The following is a 17008-nucleotide window of genomic DNA, read 5'->3' as shown; positions in this document are numbered from 1 at the left end:
GGCCCGCAGGTGACGGTTGCGGCCGTGGTCGGCCAGGACCGCGCCTTTCTCACCCGCCGCGCCGGCCCTGCCCTGCCCGCCACACTCGATGCGGCGCTCGACTGGGACGAAGCGCGCCACCTGCACATCGCCGAATATGCGACGCTGCACGAGATACCGGACCTCGTTTCCCGCGCCAAGAAAAAGGGCCTGACCGTGTCGCTCGATCCGAGCTGGGATGCGACGCTGATCTATGACCGCGGCCTGTTGCGCGCCTGCGAGGGCGTCGATCTCTTCCTGCCCAATCTGGAAGAGGCGGAAGCGATCACCGGTTCGGCCGATCCTGAAGCCGTGCTCGCCAAGCTGTCGCCGGCGTTTCCGCTGGTCCTCCTGAAGGGCGGTGCCAAGGGCGCCTGGGCGATGTCGAACGGCCGGATGCTGCATGCGCCGGCGGAGACCGTGCCGGTGATCGACACGACCGGCGCCGGCGACGCCTTTAATGCCGGCTTTATCGATGCCTGGCTGAACGAGGCATCGGATGAAGCCTGCCTCAAGGCAGGCATCCGGTTCGGCAGCCGCGCCGTCCAGGCGGCCGGCGGCGCCAAGCTGCTCGCGAGCGGCGACTAAGCAATTCCAGGAAAAGTGTGGAGCGGTTTTCCGTTCGGAATTGCGAATGAATGAAGCCCTTCAGACGATGGCGCGGTCGTTGGCATCGAACCGGTGCAGGCTCGCCCTGTCCGGCGTCGCGAACACCACGTCGTCGGGCGTATAAGCATGTTCGCCGAACAGGCGGACGGTCAGGAGGCCGGTCGCTTCGGTTTCCAGGTAAACGATCGTGTCGGCGCCGAGATGTTCGACATGGATGACCTTGCCCTTCCAGTCGCCGCTTTCGCGGGAGAGGGCGATGTGTTCGGGCCGGACGCCGATCGTCTTGGCGCCGATTTGGCTGAGCTTTTCGGCGGGGATGAAATTCATCTGCGGCGAGCCGATGAAACCGGCAACGAAGACATTGGCCGGCTTGTTATAGAGTTCCATCGGCGAGCCGATCTGCTCGATCGCACCGGCATTCAGCACGACGATCTTGTCGGCCAGCGTCATCGCTTCGACCTGGTCGTGGGTGACGTAGATCATCGTCGCCTTGAGCCGCCGGTGCAGGCCGGCGATTTCCAGGCGGGTCTGGACGCGCAGCGCCGCATCGAGGTTCGACAGCGGTTCGTCGAACAGGAAGAGTTTCGGTTCGCGCACGATGGCGCGGCCGATCGCGACGCGCTGGCGCTGGCCGCCGGAAAGTTCCGCCGGGCGGCGGGCGAGATAGGGATCGAGCGACAGCATGCCGGACGCCTTGGCGACGCGGGTGTCGATCTCGGCCTTTTCGGTACCGGCCTGCTTGAGGCCGAGGCCCATATTGTCCTTGACCGTCAGATGCGGGTAAAGCGCGTAGGACTGGAACACCATTGCGATGCCACGCTTGGCGGGCGGTGTATTGATGACTTCCGCGCCATCGATCCTGACGCTGCCGCTGGTCGCATCCTCAAGGCCGGCGATGACCCTGAGCAGCGTGGACTTGCCGCAGCCGGACGGGCCGACGAAGATCACGAACTCGCCGTCCTGAACCTCGAGATCGATGCCCTTCAGTACCTCGTGAGGACCGAAGGCCTTGCGGATGGATTTCAGTTGAAGCGAACCCAAGGGCGTTTTCCTTACAAACCGTACTTCTAGAGGCGGACGGGTGCGCCGGTGCGCACGCTTTCGTCCGCCGCAAGGCAGATGCGCAGCGACTGGACGGCGTCGTCCATGTGCCGGGTGAGATCGATATCTTCGCGGATCGCTTTCAGCACATAGGCCTGTTCGAGATCGCAGAGTTTCTGATGATCCGGCTCGCCGGTCATGGCGAGGTCCTCGTCGCGTCGGACGAACTGGCCGTCCGGGCCGGTCTCGGCCGAGTGGACGCGGATGACCGAGGTCTTGGTGTGGGTATCGATATCGTCGGACTTCGCCTTGGCATCGACGAGGATGGACACCGACCCCTTCGGGGACATCACGTCCTTCACGAAGAAGGCCATTTCCGACATCATCGGTCCCCAGCCGGCCTCGTACCAGCCGACCGAACCATCCTCGAACAGAACCTGCATATGGCCGTAATTGTACATGTCCGGCGCGACCTCGTCGGTCATCCGCAGGCCCATGCCACGCACTTCGACGGCCTTCGCATCGGTGATCTGGCACCAGACATCGACATAATGGACGCCGCAATCGACGATCGGCGGGGTGGTCTGCATCAGCGCCTTGTGGACGTCCCACTTGGACCCCGAGGACTGCTGGTTGAGATTCATGCGGAAGACGTAGGGGGGCCCAAGCTTTCGCGCTTCGGCGATCAACCGCATCCAGGAGGGATGGTGGCGGAGGATGTAACCGACCACGAGTTTGCGGCCGTGCTTTTTCGCCGCCGCCACGACGCGTTCGGCATCGGCTACAGTGGTCGCCAGCGGCTTTTCGACGAACACGTCGCAGCCGGCCTCGAAAGCCATGACCGCATAGTCGGCGTGGGTATCGGAATAGGTGTTGATCGAACAGAGATCGGGCTTCGTCTCGCGCAGTGCCTGCTCGAAATCGGAAAACATCGGATAGGCCTCGAGCCCGGCCGGCAGGTCGCGCCGCGAGCGGTTGACGAGGCCGACGATCTCGAAGCCCGGATTGTCGTGGTAGGCGAGCGCGTGGCTCCTACCCATATTGCCGAGCCCGGCGACGAGGACGCGGATGGGGCGGGTGGAATTCATGTGTTTGTCTCCTTGTTTGAGACAGCGTGCCGGATCGCCCCCTCACCCGGCCTCCGCTTCGCTCGGCCACCCTCTCCCCAAGGGGAGAGGAAGATCGGAGACCTCGCCGCACCACCCTCTTCTCCCCTCGGGGAGGTGCCCGAAGGGCGGATGAGGGGGAGCGACGGTTCTGTGGATTTCAAACCCATCACTTCACCGCCCCAGACGTAATCCCGCGGATCAGCTGCCGCGAGAAGATGACGTACAGAACCATGACCGGCAGGATTGCCAGCGACAGGGCCGAGAGCACGGCGTTCCAGTTGGTGACGAACTGGCCGATGAACATCTGAGCGCCCAAGGTCACTGTCTTGGTCGATTCGCCTGGCGCCAAGATCAGCGGGAACCAGAGGTCGTTCCAGATCGGGATCATGGTGAAGACCGCGACCGTCGCCATGGCGGGGCGCACCAGCGGCAGCACCAGGCGGAAGAAGATCGCATATTCGGACAAGCCGTCGATACGGCCGGCGCTCTTCAGGTCATCCGAAACGGTGCGCATGAATTCCGACAGGATGAAGATCGCCAGCGGCAGCCCTTGAGCCGTGTAGACCAGGATGAGCGAGGTCAGCGTGTTGACGAGGCCGGCGGCGACCATGCCCTGCAGGATCGCCACCGTGCCCAACCTTATCGGGATCATGATGCCGAGGGCGAGATAGAGCCCCATCAGCGTGTTGCCGCGGAACCGGTATTCGGACAGCGCGAAGGCGGCCATGGCGCCGAACAGCAGGACGAGCGCGATCGAGGCGACGGTGACGATCAGGCTATTCTGGAAATAACCGACGAAATCGCCCTGTTGCAGCACCGTCTGGTAACCGATCAAACTGAAGGTCGAAGGTGTCGGCAGGGCCATTGGCTGGCTGAAGATCGCGCTGCGGCTCTTGAACGAATTGACCAGCGTCAGGAACACCGGAAACAGCGCCACCAGCGTATAGGCGATCAGCGCCAGGTGGATAAACGCGGCACGGACAGGGGCGGAGCGGGCTTTCGACATATCTGGCGCTCCTTCAGAACTGGTAGCGGCGCATGCGCCGCTGGATGACGAAAAGATAGAGCGCGACACCGGCGAGGATGATCAGGAACATCACCGCGGCGATGGTGGCACCCATGGAACGGTCTCCCATCTGGTTCTGGAAACCGAAGAAGGTGCGGTAAAGCAACGTGCCGAGAATGTCGGTCGAGCCGTTGGGACCGGCAAGCGCACCCTGGACGGTGTAGACCAGGTCGAAGGCGTTGAAATTGCCGACGAAGGTCAGCACCGAGACGATGCCGATCGACGGCAGGATGAGCGGCAGCTTGATCTTCCAGAATTGGCTCCAGCCGGTAATGCCGTCACATTCGGCAGCTTCCAGCACCTCGTCGGGAATGTTGAGCAGCGCCGCATAGATCAGCATCATCGGGATGCCGACATATTGCCAGACGGAAATCAGCGAGACGGCGATGAGCGCGGTTTCCGCCTTGCCTAGCCAGGGCGCAAAGGCCCATTTCAGGCCGACGAGATCCATCAGGCTCGGTGCGATGCCCCAGATCGGCGACAGGATGAGCTTCCAGATGAAACCGACGATAACGAAGGAAAGCAGCGTCGGCACGAAGATCGCCGAACGGTAGAAAGCCGCGAACCGCAGGCCGGGCAGCGACAGCATGGCGGCAATCGCGATGCCGACCGGGTTCTGCACCAGCATGTGGATGATGAAGAAGATGACGTTGTTGCGCAGCGCGTTCCAGAAATCGGCGGACAGGCGCGGATCGCCGAACAGCACCTTGAAATTGCTGAGGCCGACGAAGGCGAGCTGGCCCTCGACGATGTTGAAGAGCGACAGACGCAACGTCTCGATCAGCGGCAGGATCATCACCGCCGTATAGACGAGGAAAGCCGGCGCCAGGAAAACGGCGATGTGCCAGCGGGTGGGGCGCTTCACCGGAACCGTTTCGATATCGGCAATTTCGGTATCGCTCATGGTTTTGGGTTCCGGGTTAGAATCTCGAACTGAATTACGAAGGAGCCCCTCATCCGGCTGCCGCCACCTTCTCCCCGTCTCGACGGGGGAGAAGGGATATGCCGCATCGTTTCCGTGCTTCAAAGGCATCGTGGGGCAAGTCCCCTCTCCCCGCAAGCGGGGAGAGGGTTAGGGTGAGAGGCAGTCTTCGATCGCCAGAGGCGGAGGCTTACTTCGCCGGCTTGTACCAGCTGTCGAGACCCTTCTGGGTTTCGGCAGCGGCCTGTTCCGGGGTTTGCGTGCCGTTGATGACGTTGGCCGAGACACGCCACATTTCGAGGTCGAGGTTCGGCTGGCCGCGGCCGACGACGGCAGCGCTCGGGCGGATCGTCTGCTTGCAGTTCTGGCGCCAGGAGACGAACTCCTGGGCAAGAGCGTCCTGCATCTTCACCGGCGTCGAGTTCAGGCTGAAGAAGCCCGGGGCAGCGTTGGCGTAGAGATCGGCAAATTCCGGCGAAGCGACCCAGGAAAGGAATTTCTTGGCGGCTTCGAGGTTCTTGCCCTTGGCGTTGAGGCCGATGCCGATGTCGTTATGGTCGGAAATGTAGCACGTATCGCCTGCCTTCTTTACCGGCGGCGGGAAGGCGCCCATCTCGAAATCGGCCTGCGCCTTGAACGGAGCGATTTCCCAGGAACCGGCCGGATAGATGGCGGCGCGTCCGAGCGTGAAGAGGTTCTGGCTGTCCGGATAAGTCTGGGCCTCGAAACCGTCGCCGAGATAAGGCTTCCACTTGGCGAGCGCCTTGTAGGGCTCGACCCAGTCGGCGTCGGTCAGCTTTTCCTTGCCTGCGATCAGTGCCTTGCGGCCGTCCTCGCCCTTCCAGTAGTTCGGGCCGATGTTGTAATAGCCCATGGTCGCCGCTTCCCACTGGTCCTTGGTACCCATGGCGAGCGGAATGTATTTGCCGTCCTTCTTGAATTTTTCGAGGACCGCGAAGAACTCGTCCTCGGTCTTCGGGATCTGGACGCCCACATCCGCAAAGGCTTTCTTGTTGTAGATGAAGCCGTGGATGACGGAAGCCATCGGCACGCAGAACGTGGTCTTGCCGTCGTCGGTGCTCCACGCGGACTTGCCGACGTCGGAGAAGTTGGAAATGCCCGGCAGGTCGTTCAGCGAGGCAAGCTGGCCCTTCTGGAACATGGCGAGCGACAGGTCGAACGGACGGCAGGTGATGAGATCGCCAGCAGTGCCGGCGTCAAGCTTGGCGTTGACGGCCGAATTATATTCGGTCGGCGCCATCGGGGCGAAGGTCACCTTGATGCCCGGGTTCTTGGCTTCGAAGGCGGGGATGATCTTCTTCTGCCAGATCGGCAGGTCGTCATTGCGCCAGCTCTCGATGGTGAGGTTAGCGGTCTGCGCGGATGCCCCGGTGGCGGCAAGGCCCGCCGGTGCGAGTACGGTCGTGGCAAAAAGAATGCTTTTCAATATGCGTGTCATGATGTTCTCCCTTTTATATGCGCCTTTCAGGCGCGTTTCATGGAACTCTTGGACGCCTGCAATTCGGCAAGCGCTGCGCGCAGCACATCGCCCGAACGGGCAAGCAAAGTCTTTGCGGCTTCCACATCGGTCGCGCCGGCTGCGAGAAGGACCGCGACCTTGACAGAACCTTCGGCGGCCTCGACCCAGACACGGGCCTCGTCAAAACCGATGCCGACGATATCGGCCACCATGCGGGCGGCGCGTATGCGCAGCTTGCCGTTATCGGCGCGCAGATTGACCATATGGCCGTCATGCACGTGACCGAGCTTGACGGCGGCAAGGGTCGACAGCATGTTGAAGGCGATCTTCTGGGCCGTACCGGCACCCATGCGGGTGGAGCCGGCGACGACTTCCGGTGGCGTTTCGAGCAGGATCGCTGCATCGGCGCCCTCGAACAGCTTTGCGCCGGCATTGTTGGCCATCGCCACGAGTTTCGCGCCGCGGCGCTTCGCGGTTTCGGCGACGGCGACCGTGTAGGGGGTCGAACCACTTGCGGAAACACAGATGACGCAATCGGCCGCCTCAATGATATCGGCATCACGCTCGCCGAGCGACGCGTCGTCTTCGGGACCGCCGGGTAGGTCAGCTATGTTGGGAACACCGCCGGCAAACAGGATGGCGATCCGTTCTGGCGGTATGCCGTATGTGCCAGGCAGTTCCATGGCATCGGCCATCGCCACGAGGCCGGCGCTGCCGGCCCCGGCATAGACCACCTTGCCGCCGGACTTGAGAGCGACAGCGACGAGATCGGCGGCCTTGGCGATCGCGGGAATGGCATGGTCGACGGCCTTGGCTGCCGCCTGCTGGCCGGACGCGAGAAGCGCAAGGATGTCGGCGGATGCGAGCGTATCGAGCCCTTCCGCTTTCCCATGTCTCGCTTCGGTGGCAGTTCTGCTCATCCGGCTTCTCCCTCTAACCAAAATGATGCCAAAAAAATACCAATTGTCCAGAAGGAAAATTAACTTTTATGAATGGATCGATAATTTCTGCCAAACATAGGGGAAATATGGCAATATTTTCAAATATATGAAACCTGCTGCTTGGGATTTTTGAAATCACGCTTGGTTATTGGTACTTTTTTGGTATTATTTACCCCGGAGGTACCCATGGCGGACTATTTTATCGGAATCGATGGCGGCGGGACAAGTTGCCGTGCGGCCCTGGCCGACAAAAACGGCAGGATTCTCGGCCGCGGCAAGAGCGGCGCCTCCAATATCCTGACTGACCCCGATACCGCCCTGAAACATATCGCCGAGGCCTCCCGCCTCGCCTTTGCCGAAGCCGGGCTGGAGCCCGGTCTTTCCGCCACGTCCGCCGTGCTCGGCCTTGCCGGCAACAATGTCGGCGATGCGGTGAGTTATGTGCAGGCACGGCTGCCTTTCAGGCAATCGGACATCGTTTCCGATGGCGTGATCGCGCTTCAGGGCGCGATTGGTGACGAGGACGGGGCGATCGGCATCGTCGGCACCGGGACGGTCTATATCGCCCGGCACCAAGGCCGGCTTCATTCGGTCGCCGGCTGGGGTTTCCAGGTGAGCGATCTCGGCAGTGGAGCACGGCTCGGCCAACTCGCCCTGCAGGAAAGCCTGCTCGCCTACGACAACATCCATCCGATGTCCGGCCTTTCGAAGGCCATCCTCGCCGAGTTCGATGACAATCCGGAAAAGGTCGTCGATTTTGCGCGATTGGCGAAACCCGGAGATTTTGGGCGTCATACGCCTAAAGTGTTTGATTTCGCGCGGCAGGGCGACGAGGCGGCAATCCGCATCCTCAAGACCGGGGCAGCCGGCATCGACGAGGCGCTCGATGCTGTGAACGGGATCACCGGGACGAAAGGCCGGCTCTGCCTGCTCGGCGGTCTTGCCCCCCTCTATCCTGAATATCTGGCCGAACGGCATCGCGCCCGGCTGTCCGAACCGCTTGCCGATGCGCTGACCGGGGCAGTGGCGCTTGCCGTCAAGACCTATGGCGCGCGGGCGGAGCTTCGCGCATGAACCAGACGCTCGCCGCCATCCTGCCGCTCGACGGCCTGCAATCGGCCGGCACCGGGCCGCTTTACCGAAAGCTGCGCCAGAGCCTCGAAGATGCGATCCGCACCGGCAAGCTCGGCCATGGCGACGCCCTGCCCGCCGAGCGCGATCTTGCCGACTACGCCCAGGTCAGCCGCGTCACCGTGCGCAAGGCCGTCGACGATCTCGTCAAGGACGGGTTGCTGACCCGCAAGCACGGCTCCGGCACTTTCGTGGTCAAGCCGATGTCGCGCGTCGAGCAGCCGCTGACCCGCCTCACGTCGTTCACCGAGGACATGGCGCGGCGTGGGCTGGTGACAAGGTCCGAATGGCTGGAGCGCGGGCTTTTCCACCCTTCCCCCGAGGAGATGATGATGCTTGGCCTTGCGCCAGGAGAGAAGGTTGCGCGGCTCGGGCGCCTGCGCCTTGGCAACGACATGCCGCTTGCGATCGAACGCGCCAGCATTTCGGCCAATTTCCTGCCCGATCCTTCGGCGGTGACCAATTCGCTCTATGCGGAGCTCGGGAAAAAGGACGCCAGGCCGGTGCGCGCCATACAGCGGATATCCGCCTGCAATATGAAGAACCCGGATGCCGGGCTGCTGGCCGTGCCGGTCGGTTCCGCCGGGCTTTCGATCGAGCGGGTTTCCTATCTGGCCTCCGGCCGTGTGGTGGAGCTGACCCGTTCGCTCTATCGCGGCGACGCCTATGATTTCGTGGCCGAGCTCTCGCTCGGCGAAAACTGACCTTCGAGGACGATGTTATGCTGACCAATATGACGAACATGCGCAAAGAGATCGACGAGATTCCGGAAGCGGCGGCCCGCCTGCTCGACGGTTCGGCGACCGAGCTTGCCGCAGCCGGCCGCGCGCTGCGCGAAAAGGACCCGGCCTTTCTGATCACTATTGCACGCGGCTCCTCCGACCATGCGGCGACCTTCATCAAATATGCGGTCGAACTCACCGCCGGCCGACCGGTCGCCTCGCTCGGGCCATCGCTTGCCTCGATCTATGGCGCCAGGCTGAAGCTCGACGGCGGTGCGGCAATCGCCATTTCCCAATCCGGCAAGAGCCCGGATATCGTCGCGATGGCAGAGGCCGCGACCAAGGCCGGCGCCGTCACCGTGGCGCTCACCAATACGCTCCCCTCGCCGATCGCCAGCGCTTCCGCTTATGCGATCAACATCAATGCCGGACCCGAACTCGCCGTCGCAGCAACCAAATCCTTCGTCAACTCGATCGTCGCAGGCCTTGCGCTGCTGTCGGAGTGGGTCGGCGACGAGGCGCTGAAAGCCGCCATTCGCGACCTGCCGGAGCATTTCGAAAAGGCAGTCAAGCTCGACTGGAGCGTGCTTGCCAACGAGCTCGGCGATGCGGAATCGCTCTACATGCTCGGCCGCGGCCCGGCATTGGCCATCGCCAGCGAGGCGGCGTTGAAGTTCAAGGAAACCTCCAACATGCATGCGGAGGCCTATTCGGCGGCAGAAGTGCTGCATGGTCCGGTGGCGCTGGTCGAAAAGCGTTTCCCGGTCGTCACCTTCGCGGCACGCGATGCGGCGGAAGCTTCGGCGATAGAGATCGCCGATAGCCTGGCGGCCAAGGGGGCTCTCGCGTTTGCGACCTCAGACAAGGTCAAGGACGCCCGCAGGCTGCCCTTCGTCGCGACCGGCCATCCGATCACCGACGCGCTGACGCTCATCCTGCCCTTCTACGGTTTCGTCGAAGCCTGGTCGCGCGCCAAGGGCTTCAATCCGGATGCGCCTGTCGCACTCAAGAAGGTGACAGAGACGCTATGAGCACGCGAAAGGCGATTACTGGCGCCCGTATTTTCGACGGCACCTTCTGGCATGAGGATGCTGCGCTCGTTTTTGCGAATGGCAGGATCGAGGCGATCGACTCCACCGCCAAACTGCCGGAAGGCATTGAGAAGATCGACGCCGGAGGCGGGCTGATCGTGCCCGGCTTCATCGACCTGCAAGTGAATGGCGGCGGCGGTGTGTTGTTGAACGAGGAGCCGACTGTCGCCGGTCTCAGGCAGATCTGCGCCGCGCATGCGAAATTCGGCACCACCTCACTACTGCCGACGCTGATCACCGACACCTACGAGATCACGTCCAGGGCGGTCGAGGCCGGCAAGCAGGCGAAGGCGGAAGGCATACCGGGTTTCCTCGGCCTGCATCTCGAAGGTCCGCATCTTTCGATCGCGCGCAAGGGTGCGCATGACCCGAACCTGATCCGGCCGATGGAGGAGAAGGACATCGAACTGATGCTCTCCTGCAAAGGAGTGTTCGATGCGATGATGATCACCATCGCGCCGGAAAACGTGACGGTGGAGCAGGCGGCACGGCTGGCGCAGGCCGGCTTCATGGTGAGCCTCGGCCATACCGACACGACTTACGAGTCCGCCAGGGCCTATGCGGAGGCCGGCGTTCGCACCGTTACCCATCTGTTCAACGCCATGAGCCCGCTCGGCCACCGCCAGCCGGGCGTCGTCGGCGCTGCACTCGATATTGGCTCGCTCTATGTCGGGATCATTGCCGACGGCATCCATGTGCATCCGGCCGCGATGGGCGTCGCGCTGCGGGCCAAGAACGGACCCGGCAAGATCTTCATCGTCACCGACGCGATGTCGACCATCGGCACCGACATGAAGAGTTTTACGCTGAACGGCCGCGAGATCCTGCGCAAGGACGGGCGCCTGACGCTCGCCGACGGCACGCTCGCCGGCGCCGATATCGACATGATCTCTTCAGTCCGGTTTGCGCATGAGGCGCTCGACCTGCCGATCGAGGAGGCTTTGCGCATGGCATCCGCCTATCCGGCGGAGGCAGCCTATGTTGCCGACCGCAAGGGGGCGCTGAAGCCCGGCTTCGATGCGGATTTTGTGGTTCTCACCAACGACCTCGGCATGAAGAGCACCTGGATCGGTGGAACGAAGGTTCATCAGGAATAGGTGTAAGGCCAGCACCGGACGTTGCCCCTCATCCCCCTGCCGGGACCTTCTCCCCGCACGCGGGGCGAAGGACGCTGGAGCGCCGACAGTGCCACAAATCTCTTCTCCCCGTTTTAACGGGGAGAAGGTGCCCGGCAGGGCGGATGAGGGGCAATTGCCTCGCCAATGCTTTGAGAAGTTAGCCGGCTACGGAAAACCGTATCTCGACCTTTAAACCCCTGCCCTTGCGACCCTCCGCAAGGATCATCTCCGCCCCGTGCAGGCGGGCGATCTCCTCGACGATCGGCAGGCCGAGGCCGGTGCCCAGTTTATCGGAGCGGTCGCCGCGATCAAAGCGCTTGAGCACCGAAGCTCGTTTCTCAGGCGGGATGCCCGGGCCGTCGTCTTCCACTTCGAGAACCGCAATGCCGTTTTCCGGCGTGACACGGACGGTCACCTCGGCGCCGTTTCCCGCATAGAGCAGCGCATTGCCGATCAGGTTCTTCATCAGTTCGCCGATCAGCAGCGGCTCGGCAGAGATCATGATTTCCCCCTCCCCCTCGAAACCGAGATCGATACCGGCATCGGCGCCAAGCGGCACATTGTCGGCCGTCGCACCGCGCGCCAACGCAGTCAGGTCGATGCGCTGCATCGAGGCCGAGCGCGTGGCCGCATCGATCTTCGCCATCAGGAGAAGCTGAGCAATAATACGCTCGGCATCCGCGACCGCCTCGTCCGCCTTGCGGGCAGCCTCCTTCACCTCGCCAAGTTCCGTGGCGCGGTCGGCGAGTGCCAGCTGAGTGCGAATGATGGCGAGCGGCGTGCGCAGCTGATGACTGGCATTGCCGGTGAAATGACGTAATGCCTCAAGCGCGCTTTCCAGCCGCACCATGAAGGAATTAACCGTGTCGACAAGTCCCTGCACCTCGTTCGGCACCCGCTCGCTGATCGGGTGAAGGTCGTCCGGGCTGCGTTCGGCGATCGCCTCGCTGAACCGGTAGAGCGGCCGGAGCGAAAGCGTTACCGCCACCCAGACGATGATCGCAGCACCGACGATCATGAACAGCAGGCGCAGCGCCGAGCGGATCAGGATCGTCTGGGTCAGTTGCTGGCGGGCGATGGTGGTTTCCGCAACTGTCACTGTAAACGGCACGGAATTGATGCCGGTCGAGGCGGAGCGGGCAAGGGCGGCCACGCGGATCGGCTCGCCGCGGAACGTGGCGTTCTCGAAGGCGGCCGCTTGGCCCTCGCGGCGGGGGATCGACGGCAGCGTCTGGTAGCCGGTGATGAATTTTCCGGGCGGCCCGTCGACGCGGTAGAAGACGCGGTCCTGGGCCGCCGAGGTCAGCATTTCCAGGGCCACATAGGGAATGTCGACTTCCAGCGTGCCGTCTTCGGCGACGATCACCCGCTCGGCGATCGCCAGTGCGGAGCCGGCGAGCACTCGGTCGGACACCTCGTTCGCGGTATCGATCGCTTCGTCCCAGGTGTCGGCCATGGCGACCGTGCCGATCACCGCCGTCGAGACGAGAAGCCAGGCGAGCAACCGGCGGCGCAGGGAATAGGCGGCAATCGGCGGGACGGGTTGGGCTCCGTGGGAGACGGATGTCATGCGGTCGGCGCCGTGGTTTCGAGATAGTACCCGATGCCGCGAGCGGTCTTCACCGTGAGCCCGTGCGGGGCGAGACGCCGGCGCAGGCGACTCACATATTGCTCGATGGCATTGGCGGACAGATCGTCGTCGAAGCCAGTCAGCGATGCCATGATCGCGTCCTTGGAGACCACCTTGCCGGCGCGCAGGAAAAGCAGTTCCAGAAGCGCCACCTCGCGTGCGGGGAGGTCGAGGGTCACACCCTGGCTCGAAAAGGTCCGCGAATTCAAGTCGAAGGTGACGCCGCCGTAGTTGACGATCGAGCTTCTGAGGCCCGCCTGACGGCGCAGCAGCACGCGGATGCGCGCCTCGAATTCCGAAATGTCGAAAGGCTTGATCATATAGTCGTCGGCGCCGAGATCGAGCCCCTTCACCCGCTCCTCGGGCGTGCCGCGGGCGGTCAGGATCATCACGGCGGCCTTGTTCGCCCTGGCCCGCATGGCGCGCAGCACGTCGAGCCCGTCCATTTCCGGCAGATTCAGGTCGAGGATGACGAGGTCATAAGTTTCGGCGGCGGCGACTGCTTCCGCCGAAGCGCCGTCGGCGACCGCGTCGACCGCATAACCGCTGCCGCGCAGGATCGTCGACAGCCCCTCGGCCAGCGTCTGATTGTCCTCGACCAGAAGAATACGCACGAAATCTCCCCGCTTCCGCAGATGATTATAAACGCGGAAGCGGCGATGTCACTGAGGCGCTGGCGCCGTATTACTGCGAACGGCCGATATAATCCATCTTGCCGATCGGAACGCCCTTGTGGCGCAGGATGGCGTAGGCCGTGGTGACGTGGAAATAGAAATTCGGCAGCGCGAAGCCGAGGACATAGCTCTTGCCGGTGAACTTCGTTTCGCCGCTGCGGGTCTTGACGATCACCTCGGCATCCTCGCGATTGACCATGGTGGCCGGATCGACGCTGTTGAGGAAGGCCACGGTCTTTTCGATCCGGGCATGCAGGTCGGCGAAAGTAACTTCTTCGTCGGCCATCGGGATATTCTCGATCTGCCCGACGCGGACCGGCACGAATTTCGCGGTGTCGCTGGCGCGCTGGATCTGGGAGATCAGCGGGTACATGTCATCGACCAGGCGGGTCTCCAGCAGTTCCTTGTGGGCGATGCCCTTTTCATCGGCGAAAGCTTCGCCCTTTTTCAGGATTTCCGTGAGGTTGCCGAAAGCGCGGATGAAGACCGGCACTGTGACATCGTAGAGCGTAAGCGACATGGGGCGAGACCTTTGGTTGCTGACAAGACACCGGGACTTCCGGCGCGAAAAGACCGCCCACAGGTAATGACGTGACATCGGAAAACAAGCTGGCGGACGGTTGCATCGGGGTCCCTGTGGCGGGAATGTTACGGAGTTCCGGTTGGCTTGTCGCGGCCGTTGCAGTGGGGCATTGTGGCCACATGAAAAGGCTGCTTTTCCTACTCCTCTGTCTTGCCCTTTGGCCCAGCTTTGCAGCGGCAGACACGACGCTGTTCCGGGCGCTCTCCGGGCAGGACGATGCACCCATGCTGACGGTCTATTCGTCGCTCGACGAGCCGCTCGCCAAGCCGATGATAGCCGGCTTCCAGACGGCCAATCCAGATGTCGCGGTGCGCTACGAGGATATGCTGACGGGCGAGATCTACGACCGGATCGTGGGCGAAACCGATGCCGGCAACAAGACCGCCGACTTTGCATTTTCCTCCGCCATGGACCTGCAGGTGAAGCTCGCCAATGACGGCTACGCCCAGCGCAGCGATCTGCCGATGAGCGGGCAATGGCCGGGCTGGGCCAACTGGCGCAATACGGCCTATGCGCTGACTTTCGAACCGGCCGTGTTCGTCTATCACAAGCCGAGTTTTAAGGATTCCCCACCGCCCTCGACCCGGGCGGAACTGGTCGAATTCCTGCAGAAGCGGGGCGATGCCGTCTACGGTCGGATCGGCACCTACGACATCGAGCGGTCCGGCGTCGGTTTCCTGTTCATGGCGCGCGACCAGGAGCAGTTCGGCGATATCTGGTCGGTGATCCGGGCAATGGGTGCTGCGGGCGTGAAACTCTATTCGACCAGCCAGGCGATCCTGGAGCGCGTCGCCGACGGACGGTTCCTGCTCGGCTACAACATTCTCGGTTCCTATGCCGCCGACTGGGCTTCCCGTCACCCGGATGTCGGGATCGTGCTACCGAAGGATTATACCGTCGTGATGTCGCGCATCGGCCTGGTGCCGCAGGCCGCCGCCGCGCCGGATCTCGGCAAACGTTACCTCGAATTCTTCATGTCGAAGGAAGGCCAGACAATCATGGCCCGCGAACTGCAGATCCCGGCCGTCAGCCCGGAAGTCGCCGGCAATAACACCGCCACGACGCTGCGGGAGATGTTGGGCGGACAATTGAAGCCGGTTCCGGTCAGCCTCGGGCTGATGGTTTATCTCGACCAGGTGAAGCGAGCACGACTGATTTCCCGCTGGAACGAAGTCCTTCGGCTGCAATAGTCACAAAATTCGGCGGCTGCGGGCCGAAACCCCTTGCCAAATCGCAAGTCCGCGAAAGATGTCAGGTAAATGTCAGCTTGATATGCTGGCTTAGGGCATTCGGCCCCGTGGAGGCGGGGATCCGATTCACGATGGGAGGACATCGGACGAGCGATTCTCGCTTTCCGCTTCAATCTCCCTCGTTTCGCCAAAACAAGCATTTCGCGTCGGATCAAGACGCCAACGGAGGATCGACCCTTGAAACATTTCTTGCTTGCTTCCCTTCTCGCGGGCGCAACCGCACTTCCGGCCGCCGCGGCCGACTATTCGATCATGGCGCCAGCCGCCCCCGGCGGCGGCTGGGACCAGACCGCCCGGACCATGCAGACCGCTTTGCAGACTGAGAAGATCTCCAGCAAGGTGCAGGTCATGAACGTTCCCGGCGCCGGCGGCACGATCGGCATCGCCCAGTTCGCCAGCCAACAGAAGGGCAATCCGAACGCCTTGATGGTCGGCGGTTACGTCATGGTCGGTGCGATCCTTACCAACAAGTCCCCGGTCACGCTGAAGGACGTTACCCCGATCGCCCGCCTGACCGGCGAATACGAAGTCATCGTCGTTCCGGCTTCTTCCGACATCAAGTCGGTTGCCGATCTGACCGCCAAGCTGAAGGCAAATCCGGGTTCGGTTTCCTGGGGCGGCGGTTCGGCCGGCGGTACGGACCACATCACGGCCGGTTTGATCGCCAAGGCTGCCGGTGTTGATCCGACGAAGGTCAACTACATCGCGTTTTCCGGCGGCGGTGAAGCACTCGCCGCCATCCTTGGCGGCCAGGTAACGGCCGGCATCTCGTCCTACGGCGAGTTCGAAGGCCAGATCAAGGCCGGCACGCTTCGCCTCCTCGCCATCTCCTCCGAAAAGAAGGTCGAAGGCATCAATGCCCCGACACTGAAGGAAGGCGGTCTTGACGTCGTTATCCAGAACTGGCGCATGGTCGCCGCCGCTCCCGGCCTGACCCCCGAGCAGAAGAAGGCTGTGACCGCCGACGTCGAAAAGCTCGCCAAGTCCAAGACCTGGCAGGACAACCTGAAGACCAAGGGCTGGATCGACACTTATCTCTCCGGCCCGGAATTCGACGCCCAGCTCGCCAAGGACATCGCTGCCACTGAAACCATCCTGAAGGACATCGGACTGGTCAAATGAGCCTCGACAACAACAAAACGACCACCGAGCAGCGCCGCCCCGATTGGGCGGCGCTTGTTATTGCCGCCATCCTCGTCGCTGTCGCTGTCGTCATCTTCCTCGACGTCTCGCGGCTGAGGGATATGGGCGGCTATAGCCAAGTCGGCCCGGCCACCGTTCCGGACTGGATCGCCTTTGCGCTGATCGGACTTGCCGTCTGGACCGTCTTCGCCGCCTTTCGCCGCGATTTTCCGGCGCGGGAAAAACAGGAGCTTGGACCTGTCGCGTGGGTCGTCGCCGGACTGCTGGCGCAGATGATCCTCATCCGGATCGCCGGGTTCTCGATCGCCACGGGCACGCTTTTCGGCCTTGCGGCGGCAGGTTTCGGCGCCCGCAGGCTGTGGATCAGCATTCCGGCCGGCATCGTCATCTGTCTCGCCATCTGGTGGCTGTTTGCCGGCGTTCTGCAACTTTCGCTTCCGGCAGGCCCGCTGGAACACCTCATCCAGTGATGCGACCCTT

General features: G+C 62.8%; 17 protein-coding genes. 8 read left to right on the top strand and 9 right to left on the bottom strand.

The genetic code is table 11. From position 1 onward, the window contains the following. Positions 1–606 (top strand): carbohydrate kinase family protein (locus MOV63_RS04355; protein WP_247031942.1); only part of this gene is annotated, 606 nt, incomplete at its 5' end. Positions 607–666: 60 nt separating this feature from the next. Here the strand turns inward: MOV63_RS04355 and MOV63_RS04350 are convergent. The 6 genes from MOV63_RS04350 to MOV63_RS04325 form a co-directional block, all read right to left on the bottom strand. Further along, positions 667–1668 carry an ABC transporter ATP-binding protein gene (locus tag MOV63_RS04350; RefSeq protein ID WP_247031940.1) on the bottom strand — a complete coding sequence of 334 codons (1002 nt, stop codon included), beginning with the start codon at positions 1666–1668 and terminating at the stop codon, positions 667–669. Positions 1669–1694: 26 nt separating this feature from the next. After that, complete coding sequence (locus MOV63_RS04345; RefSeq protein ID WP_247031938.1) at positions 1695–2756, bottom strand: Gfo/Idh/MocA family protein; 1062 nt, start codon at positions 2754–2756, stop codon at positions 1695–1697. A gap of 187 nt (positions 2757–2943) precedes the next feature. Further along, positions 2944–3783 (bottom strand): carbohydrate ABC transporter permease, encoded by an 840-nt coding sequence (locus MOV63_RS04340; protein ID WP_247031937.1) that lies wholly within the window; start codon positions 3781–3783, stop codon positions 2944–2946. A 13-nt stretch (positions 3784–3796) separates the two neighbouring features. Continuing rightward, positions 3797–4747 (bottom strand): carbohydrate ABC transporter permease, encoded by a 951-nt coding sequence (locus MOV63_RS04335; RefSeq protein WP_038547794.1) that lies wholly within the window; start codon positions 4745–4747, stop codon positions 3797–3799. A gap of 208 nt (positions 4748–4955) precedes the next feature. Next, positions 4956–6224 carry an ABC transporter substrate-binding protein gene (locus MOV63_RS04330; RefSeq protein ID WP_247031935.1) on the bottom strand — a complete coding sequence of 423 codons (1269 nt, stop codon included), beginning with the start codon at positions 6222–6224 and terminating at the stop codon, positions 4956–4958. Positions 6225–6250: 26 nt separating this feature from the next. Further along, on the bottom strand, positions 6251–7165 hold the full coding sequence (locus MOV63_RS04325) for an N-acetylmuramic acid 6-phosphate etherase (protein WP_247031933.1): 915 nt from the start codon (positions 7163–7165) through the stop codon (positions 6251–6253). A gap of 207 nt (positions 7166–7372) precedes the next feature. On the opposite strand from MOV63_RS04325, the gene MOV63_RS04320 reads away from it, so the two are divergent. Genes MOV63_RS04320 through nagA form a run of 4 tightly spaced genes read left to right on the top strand, consistent with a single transcriptional unit; the run spans position 7373 to position 11227 of the window. Further along, positions 7373–8260 carry an N-acetylglucosamine kinase gene (locus MOV63_RS04320; RefSeq protein ID WP_247031931.1) on the top strand — a complete coding sequence of 296 codons (888 nt, stop codon included), beginning with the start codon at positions 7373–7375 and terminating at the stop codon, positions 8258–8260. Next, the gene (locus MOV63_RS04315; RefSeq protein ID WP_038591998.1) at positions 8257–9021 is read left to right on the top strand and encodes a GntR family transcriptional regulator; all 765 of its coding nucleotides are present in this window, start codon (positions 8257–8259) and stop codon (positions 9019–9021) included. The genes MOV63_RS04320 and MOV63_RS04315 overlap by 4 nt, the downstream gene beginning before the upstream one ends. Before the next feature lie 17 nt (positions 9022–9038). Then, on the top strand, positions 9039–10070 hold the full coding sequence (locus MOV63_RS04310) for an SIS domain-containing protein (protein ID WP_247031929.1): 1032 nt from the start codon (positions 9039–9041) through the stop codon (positions 10068–10070). Beyond that, positions 10067–11227 (top strand): N-acetylglucosamine-6-phosphate deacetylase, encoded by a 1161-nt coding sequence (nagA, locus tag MOV63_RS04305; protein ID WP_247031927.1) that lies wholly within the window; start codon positions 10067–10069, stop codon positions 11225–11227. The genes MOV63_RS04310 and nagA overlap by 4 nt, the downstream gene beginning before the upstream one ends. A 178-nt stretch (positions 11228–11405) precedes the next feature. On the opposite strand, the gene MOV63_RS04300 is transcribed toward nagA, so the two are convergent. The 3 genes from MOV63_RS04300 to MOV63_RS04290 form a co-directional block, all read right to left on the bottom strand. Further along, entirely contained in the window at positions 11406–12818 is a 1413-nt protein-coding gene (locus tag MOV63_RS04300; RefSeq protein ID WP_247031925.1) for a sensor histidine kinase, read from the bottom strand. Then, positions 12815–13492 (bottom strand): response regulator transcription factor, encoded by a 678-nt coding sequence (locus MOV63_RS04295; protein WP_247031923.1) that lies wholly within the window; start codon positions 13490–13492, stop codon positions 12815–12817. Before MOV63_RS04295 ends, MOV63_RS04300 begins: the two co-directional genes overlap by 4 nt. 70 nt (positions 13493–13562) lie before the next feature. Beyond that, positions 13563–14072 carry a DUF1993 family protein gene (locus MOV63_RS04290; RefSeq protein ID WP_151045590.1) on the bottom strand — a complete coding sequence of 170 codons (510 nt, stop codon included), beginning with the start codon at positions 14070–14072 and terminating at the stop codon, positions 13563–13565. A gap of 182 nt (positions 14073–14254) precedes the next feature. Here MOV63_RS04290 and MOV63_RS04285 point away from each other — a divergent pair, with 182 nt between their 5' ends. From MOV63_RS04285 to MOV63_RS04275, 3 genes are all read left to right on the top strand, one after another. After that, positions 14255–15325, top strand: a complete 1071-nt coding sequence (locus tag MOV63_RS04285; RefSeq protein WP_247031921.1) for an ABC transporter substrate-binding protein — start codon at positions 14255–14257, stop codon at positions 15323–15325. A gap of 237 nt (positions 15326–15562) precedes the next feature. Further along, complete coding sequence (locus MOV63_RS04280) at positions 15563–16507, top strand: tripartite tricarboxylate transporter substrate binding protein (protein WP_247031920.1); 945 nt, start codon at positions 15563–15565, stop codon at positions 16505–16507. Then, positions 16504–16998, top strand: a complete 495-nt coding sequence (locus MOV63_RS04275; RefSeq protein ID WP_247031918.1) for a tripartite tricarboxylate transporter TctB family protein — start codon at positions 16504–16506, stop codon at positions 16996–16998. The genes MOV63_RS04280 and MOV63_RS04275 overlap by 4 nt, the downstream gene beginning before the upstream one ends. Positions 16999–17008: the final 10 nt, after the last annotated feature.

It is taken from the genome of Neorhizobium sp. SHOUNA12A, from assembly GCF_023006505.1.
GTDB lineage: Bacteria > Pseudomonadota > Alphaproteobacteria > Rhizobiales > Rhizobiaceae > Neorhizobium.
The sequence above is the reverse complement of the archived record's forward strand: the minus strand, read 5'-3'. Positions and strand labels throughout refer to the sequence as shown.

Coding starts and splice junctions, on each gene's coding strand:
- MOV63_RS04345 (WP_247031938.1), bottom strand. CDS start 2,756: ATGAATTCCACCCGCCCCATCCGCGTCCTCGTCGCCGGGCTCGGCAAT.
- MOV63_RS04340 (WP_247031937.1), bottom strand. CDS start 3,783: ATGTCGAAAGCCCGCTCCGCCCCTGTCCGTGCCGCGTTTATCCACCTG.
- MOV63_RS04335 (WP_038547794.1), bottom strand. CDS start 4,747: ATGAGCGATACCGAAATTGCCGATATCGAAACGGTTCCGGTGAAGCGC.
- MOV63_RS04330 (WP_247031935.1), bottom strand. CDS start 6,224: ATGACACGCATATTGAAAAGCATTCTTTTTGCCACGACCGTACTCGCA.
- MOV63_RS04325 (WP_247031933.1), bottom strand. CDS start 7,165: ATGAGCAGAACTGCCACCGAAGCGAGACATGGGAAAGCGGAAGGGCTC.
- MOV63_RS04320 (WP_247031931.1), top strand. CDS start 7,373: ATGGCGGACTATTTTATCGGAATCGATGGCGGCGGGACAAGTTGCCGT.
- MOV63_RS04315 (WP_038591998.1), top strand. CDS start 8,257: ATGAACCAGACGCTCGCCGCCATCCTGCCGCTCGACGGCCTGCAATCG.
- MOV63_RS04310 (WP_247031929.1), top strand. CDS start 9,039: ATGCTGACCAATATGACGAACATGCGCAAAGAGATCGACGAGATTCCG.
- nagA (WP_247031927.1), top strand. CDS start 10,067: ATGAGCACGCGAAAGGCGATTACTGGCGCCCGTATTTTCGACGGCACC.
- MOV63_RS04300 (WP_247031925.1), bottom strand. CDS start 12,818: ATGACATCCGTCTCCCACGGAGCCCAACCCGTCCCGCCGATTGCCGCC.
- MOV63_RS04290 (WP_151045590.1), bottom strand. CDS start 14,072: ATGTCGCTTACGCTCTACGATGTCACAGTGCCGGTCTTCATCCGCGCT.
- MOV63_RS04285 (WP_247031921.1), top strand. CDS start 14,255: ATGAAAAGGCTGCTTTTCCTACTCCTCTGTCTTGCCCTTTGGCCCAGC.
- MOV63_RS04275 (WP_247031918.1), top strand. CDS start 16,504: ATGAGCCTCGACAACAACAAAACGACCACCGAGCAGCGCCGCCCCGAT.